General features: G+C 38.2%; 13 protein-coding genes. 4 read left to right on the top strand and 9 right to left on the bottom strand.

What is annotated here, in order from left to right:
• Window positions 1-16: 16 nt before the first annotated feature.
• Complete coding sequence (locus PALPR_RS01595) at window positions 17-1,372, bottom strand: DEAD/DEAH box helicase (RefSeq protein WP_013443852.1); 1,356 nt, start codon at window positions 1,370-1,372, stop codon at window positions 17-19.
• An 804-nt stretch (window positions 1,373-2,176) separates the two neighbouring features.
• Between PALPR_RS01595 and PALPR_RS01590 the strand changes: the two genes are divergently transcribed.
• Together PALPR_RS01590 and PALPR_RS01585 are read left to right on the top strand one after the other, a co-directional pair.
• Window positions 2,177-3,835, top strand: a complete 1,659-nt coding sequence (locus PALPR_RS01590) for an electron transfer flavoprotein-ubiquinone oxidoreductase (RefSeq protein WP_013443851.1) — start codon at window positions 2,177-2,179, stop codon at window positions 3,833-3,835.
• 40 nt (window positions 3,836-3,875) lie between these two features.
• Window positions 3,876-5,819 carry an FAD-binding protein gene (locus tag PALPR_RS01585; protein WP_013443850.1) on the top strand — a complete coding sequence of 648 codons (1,944 nt, stop codon included), beginning with the start codon at window positions 3,876-3,878 and terminating at the stop codon, window positions 5,817-5,819.
• A gap of 96 nt (window positions 5,820-5,915) precedes the next feature.
• On the opposite strand, the gene PALPR_RS01580 is transcribed toward PALPR_RS01585, so the two are convergent.
• From PALPR_RS01580 to PALPR_RS01570, 3 genes are all read right to left on the bottom strand, one after another.
• Complete coding sequence (locus PALPR_RS01580) at window positions 5,916-7,019, bottom strand: hypothetical protein (RefSeq protein ID WP_013443849.1); 1,104 nt, start codon at window positions 7,017-7,019, stop codon at window positions 5,916-5,918.
• Between the two features lie 196 nt (window positions 7,020-7,215).
• Window positions 7,216-8,112 carry a cation diffusion facilitator family transporter gene (locus PALPR_RS01575; RefSeq protein WP_013443848.1) on the bottom strand — a complete coding sequence of 299 codons (897 nt, stop codon included), beginning with the start codon at window positions 8,110-8,112 and terminating at the stop codon, window positions 7,216-7,218.
• 184 nt (window positions 8,113-8,296) lie between these two features.
• Window positions 8,297-10,711, bottom strand: a complete 2,415-nt coding sequence (locus PALPR_RS01570) for a DUF5916 domain-containing protein (protein ID WP_013443847.1) — start codon at window positions 10,709-10,711, stop codon at window positions 8,297-8,299.
• 529 nt (window positions 10,712-11,240) lie between these two features.
• Here PALPR_RS01570 and PALPR_RS01565 point away from each other — a divergent pair.
• A complete protein-coding gene (locus PALPR_RS01565) occupies window positions 11,241-11,666 on the top strand; it encodes a hypothetical protein (protein ID WP_013443846.1) in 426 nt (141 codons plus the stop codon).
• Window positions 11,667-11,906: 240 nt separating this feature from the next.
• Window positions 11,907-12,278, top strand: coding sequence for a hypothetical protein (locus PALPR_RS01560; RefSeq protein ID WP_041620120.1), 372 nt, complete (start codon window positions 11,907-11,909; stop codon window positions 12,276-12,278).
• Between the two features lie 66 nt (window positions 12,279-12,344).
• Here PALPR_RS01560 and PALPR_RS01555 read toward each other — a convergent pair whose 3' ends face one another.
• From PALPR_RS01555 to PALPR_RS01530, 5 genes are all read right to left on the bottom strand, one after another.
• Window positions 12,345-12,977, bottom strand: coding sequence for a CatB-related O-acetyltransferase (locus PALPR_RS01555; protein ID WP_013443845.1), 633 nt, complete (start codon window positions 12,975-12,977; stop codon window positions 12,345-12,347).
• Window positions 12,978-13,138: 161 nt separating this feature from the next.
• Window positions 13,139-14,122, bottom strand: coding sequence for a hypothetical protein (locus PALPR_RS01550; RefSeq protein WP_013443844.1), 984 nt, complete (start codon window positions 14,120-14,122; stop codon window positions 13,139-13,141).
• Window positions 14,123-14,247: 125 nt separating this feature from the next.
• Window positions 14,248-14,775 carry a hypothetical protein gene (locus tag PALPR_RS01545; RefSeq protein ID WP_148226409.1) on the bottom strand — a complete coding sequence of 176 codons (528 nt, stop codon included), beginning with the start codon at window positions 14,773-14,775 and terminating at the stop codon, window positions 14,248-14,250.
• Between the two features lie 248 nt (window positions 14,776-15,023).
• Entirely contained in the window at window positions 15,024-15,941 is a 918-nt protein-coding gene (locus tag PALPR_RS01540; protein WP_013443841.1) for a SecDF P1 head subdomain-containing protein, read from the bottom strand.
• 616 nt (window positions 15,942-16,557) lie between these two features.
• A complete protein-coding gene (locus PALPR_RS01530) occupies window positions 16,558-17,871 on the bottom strand; it encodes a carbohydrate porin (protein ID WP_013443840.1) in 1,314 nt (437 codons plus the stop codon).
• Window positions 17,872-17,991 lie beyond the last annotated feature (120 nt).

Raw genomic sequence — 17,991 nt, 5'->3', positions numbered from 1 at the left:
ATCTAAAAGTTATTGATTACTTTCTACCCCAAAATTTCTTTGAAACTACAGGTTTCGCTGGAGCTTCGTTTTTCACAGGTGGAGCAATTACTTTTCTGGGTTCAGCGGCACTGTCTGTAGCAGCTTTGCTTATCGGCGCTCTATTGTGTGTAATTTTGGGTTTATTCGGGTTAGGCTGACGGATATTCTGATTTGGTTTTGATTTCGACTTGGATTTACCAACTACGGGCATGTTTTCAGCCGGAAACGGATGGTCTTTAATTACCGGAATCTGAATAGAAATTAGCTTTTGAATATCGCGCAGGTATTCATGCTCTTCAGCATCGCAAAACGACACAGCCTTTCCATCCAGTCCTGCCCTACCTGTACGTCCTATACGGTGAACATAGGTTTCAGGGATATTCGGGATTTCATAATTAATAACAAGATTCAAATCATCAATATCAATACCACGTGCTGCGATATCGGTTGCTACCAAAACACGCGTTGTTCTGTCTTTAAAATTTCGCAACGCATTCTGACGGGCATTTTGAGACTTATTGCCATGAATTGCTTCTGCTTTAATTCTAGCTTTCGTGAGCAAACGCTGTACCTTATCCGCACCATGTTTGGTGCGCGTAAACACCAAAGCAGTTTTAATTGATTTATCCTGCAACAAATGTATCAACAAATCCTTTTTGTTGACTGCATCCACAAAATACATTTCTTGCTGAATAGTTTCGGCAGTGGTTGAAACCGGAGTAACAGCCACTTCTTCGGGATTCGTAAGGATTGAACCGGCCAGCACTCGTATCGATTCGGGCATAGTAGCCGAAAAGAAAAGCGATTGACGCTTAGCAGGAATGATTTTAATCAGTTTTTTTACATCATGTATGAATCCCATATCAAGCATACGATCGGCTTCATCCAATACGAATATAGAAAGCTCATTCAACTTCACATATCCCTGTGTTTGCAAATCGAGTAAACGACCCGGTGTAGCTATCAGTATGTCAACGCCCATTTTAAGTGCGCCAACTTGTGCTCCTTGCGGTACACCACCAAAGATAACGGTATGCCGCAAATTCATAAATCGACCGTAGGCTGCAAAGCTTTCGCCAATCTGGATAGCCAGTTCGCGCGTAGGAGTTACAATCAATGCTTTGATTTTGCGTGGAGCTCTTTCGGCTCCTTTATTTAATTGCAACAACTGCAGGATAGGAATAGCAAAAGCAGCTGTTTTACCTGTGCCTGTCTGAGCACAGCCTAATAAATCATGTCCTTTAAGTACAATTGGAATTGAAATTTCCTGAATAGGTGTAGGTTGAGTATAACCTTCGTGAGAGAGAGCGTTTAAGATCGGCTCTATAAGATCTAATTTATCAAATGTCATAAAATAATAGCGTATTCGTTCTCTTTCACAAACTTTTCATTAAAACACGACGAAATACGATTTTGGACAAAGGTACGGAAAATAAACGAGGGAATCAAAAAAGACACATTGATAGCAGCTCCGTGTGCGAACACAGGAATTTATATAATTATTCATTAAATCAATCTCTGAAGTCTGATTCCGTGCACACGACAACTGCATTTGTGCAAAATTTAAAGTTTTTTAAGCATAAAAATTGATATAATAAGGATGCTGACCAATATAAATCCTTATTTTTGTAGCGTTGAAAACAAAATTGAAATTTAAAAAAGCTACTATCATAGCATTATTTATCAGTTTCTGATATACAATTTTCAGCTTTCATTTCACTTGAAATGGAAAAACAATAAAAACCTCGAATCACTTGAAATCTGATCACCCACATAAAATCTCCGTAGGGAGAGGTACATTTGCATCCCCGTAAATGCAACTCCCTAAATTGACTCTTCTGTAGGAAATAATAGACAATATTATTTCTCCAACAAATCAGCCAAACACATCCGATAATTTTACCACGGGTAAAAGGCATAATCATCACATGCTTCCTATCCAGCAAAAATTAGGTCTTTAAGTGTATAGAAAACAAGTTGCATGAGAGCTTTCTCTATCAACAAAAATACTACCAGTTAACAAAATTATCGGATAAACATAATGAGTTCATCCAACGAAAAGCTTATTATTTACATAATTACGTTTCAATTTTCCATTTCGATATAGACTAAATTAAATTCATAGAATAATCAAAATTATAAAAGGAGGAAAATAATGAGTAATGCTGATACCGTTTCAACGGATATTTTAATTATTGGAGGCGGACCTTCCGGTTTGGCAACTTCCATTCATTTAGCCGACATCTTAAAGCAGAATGGCTTAGCGCGCAGAATTTTACTTATAGAAAAAGGAAGTTCTATCGGAAGCCATATTCTATCGGGCGCTGTAATTAAACCGGAAGTTTTCAAGCATTTATTACCGGATGTAGAATTCTCCGACATTCCGTTTAATGCCAAAGTAACAAAGGATTCAACGGTATTATTAAGCGAGAATGGTGCGTTTACACTGCCGGTACATGTGCCTTACATGAACAACGCAGGGAACTATACCGCTTCTTTAGGACAGATTTGTCGGTTTCTGGCGCAAAAAGCAGAAGAAAAAGGTGTTGAAATTTATACCGGATTTGCAGTTGATGAAATTCTGTACGAGCATGGAAAAGTAATCGGTGCCAAAACCATTGATACCGGAGTGGATCACCATGGCAACAAGCAGGAAAATTTTCAGGCAGGAACACGCATTGAAGCAAAACTCACCGTATTTGCCGAAGGTACACGCGGCAGTCTGGCTAAAAAGCTCATAAAAAAATATGATTTAGAGAAAGACAAAAACTGCCAGATATATTCGTTAGGGATTAAAGAACTCTGGAGTGTTCCCGAAGGAAATATCAAACCGGGTGAAGTGTATCACACCATGGGCTACCCATTGAATCTGAAAGAATTCGGAGGTGGATTTGTGTACGGATTAAATGATAACAAAGTTGCTGTTGGTCTGGTTGTTGGACTCGAATACGAAGATCCGACCTTCGATGCTCACAGTGCTTTTCAGGTATGGAAAACAAACCCGTTTATAGCCAAGTTTCTGAAAGGTGGAAAATTGGTGGAATACGGTGCAAAAACATTGCCCGAAGGCGGCTATTACTCTATTCCTAAATTATACACTGACAATGCATTAATTGTAGGTGACAGCGCTGGATTGGTAGCCATGCCTGCTTTAAAAGGAGTGCATTTAGCCATAACTTCCGGTATGCTGGCGGCTAAAACTGCAGCAGATGCTTTGACTAAAAATGATTTTTCCGAAAAAAGACTATCAGCATACGAAGCATCTATCAAGGAAAGTGTAATTTACAAGGATTTATATCCTGTTCGGAATTTCAGACAAGGATTTTCGAAAGGATTAATCGCAGGTGCATTCCATTTCGGAACACAACTGATAACCGGTGGAGCAGGCTTCAGTGGTAAACTGAAAAGTCATCCGGATAAAGATGCGACCAAAACGCTCGCCGAATTTAAAGGTAAGCCATTCAAAGAAAGATTTAAAGGGAAACTTGAATTCGATAAAGTATTGACATTTGATAAAGTTACAGATGTCTATTTCTCAGGAGTTAATCACGATGAACAACAAGTTCCGCACGTGAAGGTAAACAACCCCGAGTCATTTAACGCCATCAACATCAAACAGTACGGTGCTCCGTGCCAGTTCTTTTGCTCATCCGAAGTATATGAACTTCATACAGACAAAAACGGACATCAGGAGTTACGCATACATGCCGAAAACTGTATGCACTGTAAAACCTGCGACATAAAAACTCCCGGTGATGGCATTACCTGGTCGGTACCCAATGGCGGTAATGGTCCTGATTTTCAAAACATGTGATTAATTCATAATTATTAATTCATTATTCATAATTAAAGAAATGGCTCTTACAATTATAAGTTTAATAAAACAAGTACCACTCGCCACAGAAATGCGAATGGGGGAAGATGGCTTAATGGATAGAACGAAAGCAAAGTCAATCATCAACATCGATTGTCAGTTTGGTCTTGAAGCCGGATTACAACTCAAAAAACAATATCCTGACGCCAGACTCATTGCCTGTTCTATGGGACCCGGTTCGTTCGAAGTAGCATTGCGCACCGCCATCTCGATGGGTTACGACGATGCGTACCTGCTTTCGGATCGTAAGCTCGGAGGTAGCGACACCTATGCTACAGGATTGGCCATATCAACTATGCTAAAACACCTCGGCTTTACCAAAGATGCTAAGGAACCGTTTATCATTCTGGCGGGTCGCCAAACCAGCGACGGAGATACGGCGCACGTTCCCTCGCAGGTGGCAGAATCTTTAGGCATTCCACAGGCAACTTTTGTGGAAACAGTAAAAGCTGACGGAGAAGGCAATGTTATCGCTAAGCGTATTATCGAAGGTGGTTATCAGATGATGAAACTACCAATGCCGTGTACCATTTCATTGACTCCAACGGGCATTCCTCCTCGCAAACCTTCGCTGACCGGAGCTATCAAAGCACGTAATGCCAAAATCACGGTTTTTGGCATCGATGATATCGGGCTGGGAACAGAAAAAATCGGTTTGAGCGGATCACCCACTATTGTTGCCGGCGTAGTAAATATCGTGAGTGAACGTGCTCCTATTATCATGTCGCAGGGAAGCAATGAGACTGCTTTGGTTGACAGTTTAATAGCCAATTACAACAAAGGAGCTAATGTACTGGAGAAAAAAGAAGCCACTGAAAAGAAAGTTTCGGAGAAACCTGAATTTCCATTCTACGATAACCGCAACGGCGCTAAAGGTATTATTACATGGGCAGAATTGGCAAACGGAAAAATTGCACGCCCATCGCTGGAGCTGCTAACTCCCGCACGCCATCTTGCCGATCAACTGGGAGATGATACGAAAATAATGACACTGCTGATTGGAAAAAATGTGAAAGATCAGGCGCAAATTCTGTTCGAACATGGTTCGGATGAAGTTATCGTTGTAGAAGATGATAAACTCGAAGAATACCTGGTACTACCGTTTTCCAGTATTTTTGAGCAGGTAATAAAAGAAAGAAATCCCGAGATTGCCCTTTTTGCAGCTACGACATCGGGTAGAGAACTTGCACCCCGTATCGGCATGAAAACCGGTAGCGGTGTAACGGCAGACTGTACAGGACTGGAAATAGGAGAATACGTAAACCGGAAAGAAAAGGTTATCAATAAACCGATTTTGCACTCACGTCGTCCAACCTACGGCGAAAGCAAGTTGGCAACCATCCTTGGCTTTGTGTATCCACAAATTTCAACTGCGCGTGCCGGAACCTTTGAAGTACCTGCCAAGGTGGAAGGAAGAACAGGAGTCATTTCAACTTTTGCCCCTAAGCTCACAAAAGATGAGTTCAAAGTTGAGATATTGCAAACGGTTCGGGGTGAGGGTAACTCTGTAAACCTCTTTGATGCAGATGTCATTGTTTCAGGTGGACGCGGTACTACCAGTGACGGACTGGAGTTGATCAAAAAACTAGCCGATGCACTCAAAGCACAGGGCGTGAAAGCCGAATGGGCATGTAGCCGTGTGGTGGTGGACGAAGGTTTCTCTGAATATGCCCGCCAGGTAGGTCAAACAGGTAAAACAGTACGTCCTAAATTGTATATCAGTGTTGGGATATCGGGTGCCATCCAGCATATTGCAGGAATGAAGGAATCCGAAAAAATTATTGCGATTGATCATAACCCCAAAGCATCGATATTCCATTTTGCCGACTTTGGTATTGTGGGCGAATATACCGATATTATACCGGAATTGACAGAACGTGTAAAGGCCGGATTTACCTTTGGGATTGAACCTGCAAAGAACTGATTCAACACACAAATGTAGGCAGAGCTTAATCGTTTCTGCAAAAAATAAGAGGGAAAACCAATGCTTTCCCTCTTATTATATCCGCATGTACCGAAATTACATATTCAGCCTGTTGAGTTTTACACTCCAGGCAACCCAGTCAACTACATTGGTGGCAAAATAAACCTGGCGCAGCGAGAGGAATAACGAACGAACATCCGTAATGGTAGAACCTAACAATTGATTAACCGTAGTGCTTGTTCCATCATCAAAGGTTATTTGCAAATCTCTGTTATGACCTATTACGCTAAACTCTGTCGCATCATCTTTGCTACCCGAATCAATAATTTTCACCACAGCTTTCGTTTGCAGCACGCCTCCTAAATAAACTTTGGCGCTATCCAGACCATTGTTACCGTGCGTAGGAGTTCTTATAACCTGAACATTTCCGATTGTCAATGAATACTGTTTTTCGCGATGGCGACTGGCCGAATCTTTGATAGCTGTAAATTTTTCTTCAAACAATGTTGTACCGCCTTTGGAGATATTGTAAACCGATAAAATTGTATCACCGGTTGAATACTTCAATTTAGCTTCGTACCCATTAGCAAAGGTAAAACCTGATACAAAATTCTGACCTTCTGACTTGTTTCTTGACGATTGAACTGTCAGAGAACCGATACTGACATTTTTAACCGTAATGGTAGAAGCCAGATTGTAGTTCCAGAGGTAACGTCCGAACACATAATTATACTTCGAAACGTCAATTACATAATCATTCACCAGCGTAGTATCGGCCGGAGTGTACAGAAGCAATAGTCTGGGATGTTTTATTTTTGCTTCCGGAAGGCGTACAATAAAATCGGAGCTTGTCCCGGTTTTAGCAAAGAAATTAAACAACATCGGACTCCATTTTTTGTACTTTGCCGCTTTATAATCGTAAACTCCGGCAATTTGAGACAGGCTAATAGTGTCAGTAATAGGAGTAACTGATGATGCTTCAGCAGATTTTACCATACTGGGAGACGTAGCCAAATCGGAATTGGATAAAATACCATAACCTGATGAAGCGGTTATTGAGTTCACTGCAGTGATTAGTTCCTGCGCATTAGCAGTTATAGAAGTCTTCAACGACTGATTATTTAATCCGTCCTGAGATGTACAACTCCATGCAATAACGCTAAATAAAACTAAAGCTAAGTAAATACCTTTTGTTTTCATAATCCATTAATTGAAAGTAATTAAACTATTTGTTTTTCATTTAAAACAGCGATTTACACTTATTATTATAGCGCAATCATGGATTATAACAACTTTTACATCAACTATATTTTATCTCATTCAGTATTTTTAAAAGTTCACTAACGATATTCACAAGAATTAAACTTCAGCTTTCCTATTTTAATATTATGCAAACCTACACTATATTATCATCCGCTTCGTTTTCGATATGGCTTATCTCTTCCGGCTCTGCATGGATATAAACTTCACTGCGTACTACTCTCGATTTTATTTCCTTTTCTATTTTATCGCACACTTCATGCACATCACGCAGGCTTAAATCCGGATTAAAATGAACATTAAATTTAATAAAAGTATCGGCACCGGCGGTACGCGCTTTCAATCCATGAAATTTCAACACCTCCGGAAAACCCTTCAGTACTTCGTGTACAATTATGGTTGTATTCTGAGGCGATTTGTCCAACAGAACATCCACCGCTTTTCTACCCAACTGATAAGAAACATACAAAACAATGACCGCAACAAGCAATGCCGCCACGGCATCAGCTGCATACCAACCCAGAAACTGGTAGGCTATCAGACCGAACAATACCACCGTAGAACTCCATATATCGGTAGAAAAATGCAGCGCGTCGGCTTCAAGCGCCTGACTATTGTGTTTCTTTGCCACCCGGTATAAAGCCCTGGAACGTGAATAATCAATAACGATGGAGCTGATAACTACAACGTAGCTCCAAACACTTACCTCAATATGAGTATTGCCAGACACCAGGCGATGAATAGCTTCATAAATAATCCAAACACAGGTAACGAGCAATAATAGTGTTTCGATAAAAGCGGATAAATTCTCCACTTTACCATGCCCGTAGTTATGATCCTTGTCGGCAGGCTTATCCGAAACCCGCACCGAGAAATAAGTAATCATAGCTGCCACCATATCCAGTGCCGAATGAAGCGCTTCGGACAAGATGCCCAAACTACCGGTCAACAATCCAATTATTAATTTAAAGCCAGTAATAAATACAGCTGCCAGCACCGACATTAGTGCCACACTCTTCTTTTCTGTAATCATGATACCTTTTGTGTTGTGAAAATCTGCTCAAAAATACGCAAAGAATTTATTATCCAATCAGAAATTAGCACTAAGTTATTAGCATGCAGCTAATTTAGAATGATCCAAATTAGCTATAAAAAAACAGAGCTTATACATCCTTCTGTATAAGCTCTGTTTGTGCAGCATTTTATCTATGTGGTATTTAAACCGTCTTCTTCTTTATGAATTTATTATAATCAATATAGTATAATACTTTGAGCGAAATACTGTTTTTCTGGTTCAACCAGGTGTTGTGCAGATTGTTCCAATAATTATTATTGAATACATTCTGATCGGTATAAGCCGAATTTTTCCAGGTGCAAACCAACTCCGATCCCGGAGCAAAGTTCCATCTGAAACTCATATCCACCGTAAAAGCATTGTAGTTTTGATCTTTGCTCTGTTTATAAGACGGGTTATCTGCCAGCGAACCATCCGATTGGAGCAAGTAAAACGACTTGTTATTGGCGCCCGACCAATAATGACGAGCCCTGAGGCTCAGACTGGCTTTGTTGCTAAGAATGTACGATGACGAAAAAATATTTTCCAGCGAATTCACATTACGACGGGCAAAGATAATCGAATCATTTGCAGAGTTTTTATCCACAAAACCTTTTTCGTGTGTAGAATTATAGAAGCTGATCATATAACTTATCTGGAATCGTTTCCCAATGCGAAGCGTAGTCTGAAAATCACCAAAATTAGAATATTGACCTATTGAAGATTGGCTTCCGTGTCCGTAATGAAAGTAAAAATTCAGGGGTTTTCGTTCATCCGTACTCAGATTTAAATTGAAGTTGTAAGCTCTGGGCCTTTTATAAAACCTGCCGGATACACGCGGTTCAAAATAATCATAAACATCGGTATCATATCTTCCGTTTATATTCAGCCAGTAATTATTTTTAAACTGGGCATTGGCATTATATCCCAGCTCATTACAATACAAAGTATTGGGGTTAAACATTCTGATATAATCCCAGTACACAAAGCCGTTTATTTCCCTGAAAATTCCAAATGGTTCGGTTTTCTGAGCATGAGCATAAACTTCTGTTGTTTTCTGATTGTTGCGCTGAAGATAGCCCAAATCGTTAGGATTATACTTATCGGTATAGAGATCCTGGTACACACCGTATTGGAAATTTCCTTTGTTTTTGGACAAGGACAAATAACCGTAATATCCTGTCTCACGAATACTATCGCCACGGTAACTTACAGCTCCTTTCCCTTTCAATGCATAGGTTTTCGATTTATCACGGAGCTGGAACTCAGTAGCACTAACGTTGGCTCTGAACGGACTGCCAAACATGTAAACATTGGTATTGATAAGACTTACATAAGAATTGTTTTTCAACGATTTATCCACCACCATTACATTGTAATTGGTGAAAGGCTGTACACTCACATCGTGGGTTAATCCAGTCAAAGTATCTTTCACTGTAGCATTCGACTGTAACGACATAGCATTCAATACACCTATGCCCCACCCGTCTTTGGTTCTTCCGGATATTTTGGTTGCATTCACCAGTTGTGTTTCACCGGGATTGTAATCTACGATTTCATGATCTTTCAGATTATCTCCAGCCGAAAACATGGGAGAAGCACCAATGCGTCGCGAATAAAAGATATTGCCCCGCTGGAAAAGCTCGGTTCCTTCGTTGAAGAACTGTCTCTTCTCACTGTAGTAAAGTTCATAAGGAGAAAGATTCAGTTTTTTATCATCAGATTGTATTTGTCCAAAGTCCGGTACAAGCATCATATCCAGCGTGAAACTTTCGTTTATACCGTATTTAAGGTCTAACCCACCCTTGTATAAAAAACTGGAAGAAGAAGTACTGCTTTTAGGCTCAAAGTAAGTAGCCAGGTACGGACTCAGCGATAATCTCAGGGGTGGTTTCACATCCTTTATTCCGGTAAGTTGCCCTTCCTGATGAATAAAACCGGATACTTTCCTATCTATAAAACTCCAGGAATTATTAGAATTATATCGACGAATGTTTCTGAACATGTTCAATCCCCAGGTACTACCCGATTTCTCGGAAAACCTGAGTTCCGAAAAAGGGATACGCATCTCTACTGTCCATCCTTTGTCCGTTACACGGGTTTTACTTTCCCACACGGCATTCCAGTTGGTATCTTCGTTATCGCCATCTCTTTTTATTGCTTTCAAATCCACCTGAACACCCGACGGAGTAATAAAAAATCCATAGGCCAGCTGTCCCTGATTATACGGGTCGATATAAACGCCAAAAAAATCGGACATACCCATATCATCGCGTTCAGTCAGGAAATTAAAAATACTGTCGGGCTTGCTGTCGTAAAGCGTTGCCCCAACATAAATGGCCGATTCGTCGTAAAAAAAGTAAGCCTCCGTAGACTCCATGGCAGGTTTACCGTTATAAGGTTGGATTTGCAGAAAACCGCCGGTTGGTTTATGTTGGCTATAAACCTCCTCATCCAGTATTCCATCAATGATAATCGGTTTAGTTATTCGAACGGCTTCTACGCTTTTCTTTTCTTGTGCAGATACAGAGTTCAGACAAAACAGAAGTAATAAAACAGCGATAAACTGGTGTTTCATAGTTATATTTAAAGGATTAATCTAACAAAATTATAAATACAATCAATTCAAATCAATACAGAAATTTCTAAAAATTTGTCAATGCAAAAATAGTCTTTGCTTTCAAAGTATTAACTCATTAAACAGTTAAATAAATACAGCGCATTGAAAACTGTTACAACTAATAGCATCGAACGAAGATCTGGCATAACCCCCTATAAATTCGTCATTATAGATTTTCGGTTATGTATATCGATTCAAGTTCCAACTACCTGTTCAATTATTAAGACGACACAGAGCGAAAAATCTTACATCAACATCGAAAAAAATTGATATTCAGAATAAACAAACAAGAAATACTTGAATAAGTTTAGTTCCCGAATCAACAAAGAAGCTGAGTATTTACCCAATAATTATCGGCAAATAAATTAAACAGTAAATAATCACTGATTGACAGAATTAAAACTAAAAGAATTCGTAAATTTGCAGCATCGTTTGAAACGATTTTTTTCGAAGGAAAAAACTATAAAAAACAAACTGTTATTTAGTAATGAAACGACAAGAAGAGTTGCTTAAAGAGACTTTAAACAACGGCAATAAACCCAAAATTTACTCCCATAAAGTGATATGGGGTTTTTCAATTTTTTTCTCATCTATTTTCGGAGGGGTATTGCTTATGCAAAACCTGCGTGATATCGGTAAAAAGAAGGAAGCTAACATTGTGCTGTCAGCATCGGTAGTTTATACCATTATCACTTTTATCGTGGTTAACATCCCCGAAAAATCTATTTCGTCGCTCACCATGGCGTTCAATTTTGTAGGAGGTTACGTGTTGTCAGAGTATTTTTTCAAAAACTACATCCATGACGCTGAGCTTTATCCCCGTAAAAAAATATGGAAGCCCCTGATTATTTCCATTATCATTACCTTGCCCATTATTGTCACCCTGATATATGCGCTTAGTATAGAAGAATAAAATGCTGAAAAGCAGTTAAGTAGAACGAACAATTAAATGTCGTATATTCATTCGTGACAATTCATATTTCCACAAATTAATTCAAGAAATAATTTGTGATAATTAGCTCCGCTGACCGTTGGTTCGTGCAATTTGTGGTTTAAATAATCAACAAACCACGAATTTCACAAATTTCCACGGAAGAGGAAGAATTAAGAAATACGACATTATACAGTTTAAATTACTTACAACACTAGGTTTATGAAAAGAATCATTTTTCTGCTTTCCGTTTTCTGCTTTTGCTTCTTTTTAAACGGCTCTGCACGCGGAGGCTTTCGCATGTCGGGACGTAGTTTTCGTTCTTCTGGGTTCAGAACCCACAGTAATACACCTAAAGTTGTAACACGTCCTGTCGGCAGAGTACGTGTAATCAGACCGGCATCCTTTTATCACCGAAATCCCAGTTACAGAATGGTAAACAACCGGTATTATCCGGTTTACCACCGAAGCCCGAATTACCTGCTGTGGTACTTTGTATTGTTCAATCACAGAACACACCGCAACGATACTATCCGGGCAAAATCGAAAGAAGAACTGGACAGAAAAGTAAAAGCAACTTCTACAGAGTGGTAACAAACAAAAAGCACGTCAGCCAGCCAATGAACAAAAGCGTGTATTAGGGGTTATGCGATTCATTTTCTATATATTTGTTGTTTCTAATTTGTCAATGTTGGAGTCAGTCAGATTTTGAATGTTCTTTGTTATTTTCTCTATGTCCCATTCCCACCATTTTAGTTTACGTAACCTTTCAATTACTTCTGTTGAAAATCTTTTTTTAATCTCAATTGCAGGATTTCCGCCAACGATTGAATATGGTTCAACATCTTTGATCACAGTTGAATTTGTCGCAATAATTGCTCCGTCCCCAATTGTCACGCCTGCCATAATTGTTGCGTTATAACCAATCCAAACATCGTTACCTATGATTATGTCACCTTTTTGAGGATATTGCTTTCCGTCCATTGCATTTTCCCAGCCGTTTCCGAAAATCGCAAAAGGATATGTTGTCAATGAGTTTGTCAAATGATTTGCTCCATTCATAATAAATTTCACGTCAGAAGCTATCATACAAAACTTGCCAATAATTAGTTTGTCGCCAATAAAGTCAAAATGATATTTTACATTTTTCTCAAAGTTCTCAACATTTTCAAAATCGTCATAATAGGTATATTCACCAACAATTATGTTTGGATTTTTGACGATATTTTTCAGAAAGCAAAGTCTGTCATAGTTCTCAAGTGGAAAGTCTTTTTCTTTGTCTGGTCCAGTCATCTCTTTACTGTTTTGGATTTCTAAATTCGTTGTTTCTTTGTTTTTTTCGCTTACCCATAACGACCGAGGCTATAATTTTTTGGCAGTATGCGGTCTTGCCTGCTGCAAGCGGGAACAAAACTGCCGGAATGCACGTCAGCCAGCCAATGAACAAGCGTGTGTTAGGCGGTCGTGCTTTGTTGATTTAAATTAGTCTTACGTCTAGTGATATATTCAATATATTCTGGATAAGTGAATACATTAGTTGAAAATCCACTCTTGCTTGCAGCGTTTTTTATCTCACGATCAGACGTCACAAAGTAAATTCGGGAATTTGTTTCAGGTTCAATAAAATCTCCAACTAAAAACATTAAATGAATGTCCCAAATGAAATTTTCCCTATTTCTTTCCTCAAAATTGAAGTTTGGCTGAATAAACTTCTTTAGTACTTCTTTGTAAAGTTGTATAGGAGCTTTATATATTTTCTTGAAGACCTTTGATTTTATTAAAAGTTGTTCTTGGCTTTCTTGTACAATTAAACCTTTACTTATAAGATTTTCATGCATTTGCAATATATAACCCATTGAAATTTCATCTTCCACTTCATCAGAATTAAAATACTTTAACGCTTTGTTTCGCATATTTACATCATTTTCAAATACTGTCCAGTCTTTTGCAGTTGGATCAATTTCCGCTATAAGTCCTTTGAGTAAATTTTTGAAAAATAATTCTGTTTCGTTTACTTGGTCTCTTATTTGTTTCAAGTTAAACTGGTATTTTCGTAATACTTTTTCAATTGGTTGTTGCGCTATAGCTGCTACAATTTCACCTAATTGGATGTCAATACTTTCTCTTTTCGTATCTCTTACATTATAGAAATAATAGTTCATCTGTAAATCAAAGTCAGCCAGAATAGAGAATTCTTTTGAGTCACCACAATGAATAAACATAGCTTTCAACGCTTTAATTGCTTTTCTATGCATCTTATCTCTTTTTCCAGCAACGTGGTAAAGTAATTCCTTAATAACAATTGGATGCATTAATGCAGATATGTTTTCTCTTTTCTCAATTGATTTGAAATTTTCAACGTCAACTTTTAATTCCGAAAAATTTTTGTCTGATGTCAGATATCTATATGCATTTGTATCAAAAATCACTTTTTCCATAATGTTTTGTTTTTTTGCCTTGCAGCTAACAACCGAAGCTATTGGCATTTGGCGGTTTGCAGGAGCAAAACTGCCGGAATGCACGTTAGCCAGCCAATGAACATAGAGCGTGTGTTATGGGCTAGTTATTTCTGGTAATAGTTTTTCACTAGTTCTTCTGTTAACAACTCAGTATCAATAATCATTGGCTTTGTCGCTTTTCGAAACAAGATACACCTACCGATTCTTATATTCTCATTTTTCCTAGTGTCGATAAAATATTCTTTTCCATTTAATTCGAACTTAACAAATCTCTTGTTCGACCAATATTGTTTAATTTTCATGTTGGTCAATAGCTCACCAGCACTCATTGAAGCATTGTTCGTATTTTCTGAAAAGCTTTCATAAGCTTGCTCGTCTGCTTTCTGCATAGAGTCGCATTCAGCATCTGTCGATTGAATAAAAAAGATTCCGTCACTTTTAATTTCAAACAGTTTTGACGTGTCAGCTATCTCAGAAGATAAAATAGTCTTAAAATCAATTGTTCCTAGAGTGATTTGTTCGACTGATTTTTCTGTGAAGTCCTTGTCGTTTGCAATATGTTGTTTTTTGTTTTCTGTCTGTCTACAAGAGGTTATAACAAATAATAGAATGCAAATAGTTGTTGTTTTCATGTTCATATTTCTTCTTATTTATAAGTTTTGAGTCGTGAAATAAGAAAGTCATCGATGTTCTTTTTTCTTTTTTAATAACTGCCGCTAATGACCGAGGCTATGGGCATTTGGCGGTTTGCGAAAGCATTCGCTGTCGTGGAACGACAAAGTGAATTGAAAATCAGCGAAGCTAATGCGGGCTTGCCTGTGGCAAGCAGGAGCAAAACCGCAGGAATGCACGTCAGCCAGCCAATGAACAAAAGCGTGTGTTATGTGGTCGTTTGTTTATATTCAATTCCTTTTATATGAACTTTCTGCCTGTTATATCTACTAAATAACAATTCCTTAAATAGCTCTTTCAAATCTTGTTTTCCTGTCAATGACATTGTAACTTCGCCCTTTTCAATTGTACTATTTATTTGTGGAACGCTAATTATTTTATTGTTAATACTGAATGCAATGCGATTACCTATATTATTCTTTGTCAGATTATAAAACTGTTTGGTGCCATAATTATCTAATTTGAAATTTACTATATAATTTGCTCTCTTCTCCCATTTAGTCGGTTTCCAATTTTTATCAAATTCTATAGCAATATTGGTTACGCTTTTCTCAATAGATAGATTTGTAAAATTTTGTTCGTCCAGTTTATTTCTCGTTTTGTTCTTATTTATCAGAAATAATGCAATTGAATCTTTTTTTAACGTGTTGCACCATGCAAAAATTAAGTCAGAAGGTAGTCCTTTTATGTTATCTTTCTTTTTCAAAGAATTGTTTATTAACAAAGTGTCACTAATTGCAAAGTCTCCAACATGAGAATTCCCAGATTGTATTTCGTTTATACCATATTGTCTAAAAACACTAAAGATTGACGACTTTGTCAACACTTCAACTTCATAAGTATCAAGAAAATATATACTTGCATTTCTTAAAATATTTTTCAGTTGTTTAGATTTAAATATGGGAACAAAAGTTATTCTTACGATTGAGTCGTTTTTATAGACTACATTTAAATCAGGAAGACTAAGTGTTTTTAATTCACTAACAATATTGTCAATATATGGATGCTGAACTTCAATATCAATTTCAATAATTGAATCTTGTTTTTGTTTTGAGTTTAAATTGGTTCCCTTTAAATCAAACAAAGACAGCATAAGAAATATCATTAATACCAGTTTATTTGTCATACTGTTTTTTTTTAATTACACCTAACAATTCGCTATGCTAACTGCTTATTCGCATACAGGAATATAATCCGGTCATATTATTACCCATTTCTTGTTAACGAATTCGTATTGCAAAGATATTAATATAATTTAAATGACAATTAATTTCTTATTAGATATTTAAATTATCCAACAAGGAGGAGAGAGATACTTACTGGTCAGCAACACACATTCTTGCTCTACACACGGTTTTTTAGACCCTTCCAAACGAAAATTAGACGGGTCCAAGAATATTTTGTTGCCTTCCAAACGAAATTTGTTGCCGTCCAAAAATTGTTTGGACCCTTCCAAACGAAAATTAGACGAGTCTAAAAATATTTTGTTGCCGTCCAAACGAAATTTGTTGCCTTCTAAAAATTGTTTAGACCCTTCCAAATGAAAATTAGACGGGTCTAAAAATATTTTGTTGCCGTCCAAACGAAATTTGTTGCCGTCTAAAAATTGTTTGGACCCTTCCAAACGAAAAGAAAACGGCAACAAAAATATTTTGTTGCCGTCTAAACGAAATTTGTTACCTTCCAAAAAATGCTTGGAACCCTACTACAAATAGGTCGGGTCTATTCAATAAACAGTGTACTTATATCCGAATGTGCAAACGTGCAGAGAACACATTCACCGGTCCTTGCCTGTCTTTGTTATAACCGGGATTTAGTACCAGTTGATATGTTCCGCTCAGGGACATAGCGGGAGTTAATGCAAACGAATAATAGATTTCGGCCAGCTGCTCCAATCCGTAATTCAGATTACCATCGCCCAGCATAAAACCCCTGCCGCCTGCCTGCAAATAATCCTGATGTGCTTTCGAAATGCCTGAAACAACTACGGCAAGTCCCACATTATCATTCTTACGCTTCCATCTATCGCCGGTCATGGATAGTCCGGCGCTTGCACTGCGGTCTATTTCAGTAAACACCCAGGTTTCATTGTTTCCATCGTTCCAGCTCGCCTTGAAAAAGCATCCTAAATCGTTGGTTATATTCTGTTCGGCATTAATCCCAAAACCATATTTAGTATTTCCGTATTTCTCTACCGATTGGATAGTAGGATTTACAGGGTTCTGAGCAATGCTTTGCCGGTAGTTACCCATATTGCCTGTAGTAAAGAATCCGAGTAGACGAACAGCACCGTCCTGATTGGCTATTTTATAGCGGTGAGTATATTCCAGCGTATGCGAGCCGGCTTTTGAAACATTCCAGTTCATCACACTACCGTTGGCTGTTTTGGGGATGAGAGAAAATGCGTATCGAAGTTCATTATTTGGTGTTACATACTCTAACACTGCACTCGGCGTATAACCTCGTGTATTTGCCGGATAATCCCATGCACCGTTACTCATCAGTCCCCAACTCATAAACTGGGTTCTTGGATCGTGGCTGAATTTATTATCGTCAAAAAAGTCGGAAATACTTATTTTACCCAGCGTAAGGGATATATAGCTGGTTGGCAGCTTACCGGCCAATTGATTTAAGTCACTAGCCTGAAAGGTCGTTTCATTGGACAAAGCAAAGGTCTGAGTGAAAAACATTCGTGCCATGTAAATTTTAGGAGCCGGATCACCAATGCGGAAAGTTTCACCATTGGTAGCGGCAGCTATTCCCAGAGCACCGCTCAAACCCGATCCTCCGGCTATTTCGGGATTAATAAATGCACTTGCACCTTTCCATAAACGGGCTCCAAGATACAAGGTAGAAGTTAAAGATGTCTGATTTTCTGCATCTGTTGTCAAGCTATTATCTCCACTGTATTTTGCAGCGAATGATGTTTTGTTTTGATTGATAATGGTTGTTTGAGCATGAATAGAAACATTCTCTGTTTTTAAAGTGTCTGCTTGCTGAGCAGCTAATCTGAACGTAATAAGCGATAAAATAATGAGTGTAAATTTAAACTTCATTCGAAATGGTTTTTGGATGAATTATAGAATAAAAGACAAACGCCTTTCATTTTCAATTTGTTTTATGCCGGTTGAAATTCTGCCAATGTATTTTCATTAATCACCGGAGCAACCGGATAT

It is taken from the genome of Paludibacter propionicigenes WB4 (genome assembly GCF_000183135.1).
Lineage (GTDB): Bacteria > Bacteroidota > Bacteroidia > Bacteroidales > Paludibacteraceae > Paludibacter > Paludibacter propionicigenes.
This window is presented reverse-complemented; position numbering and strand designations above follow the sequence as displayed.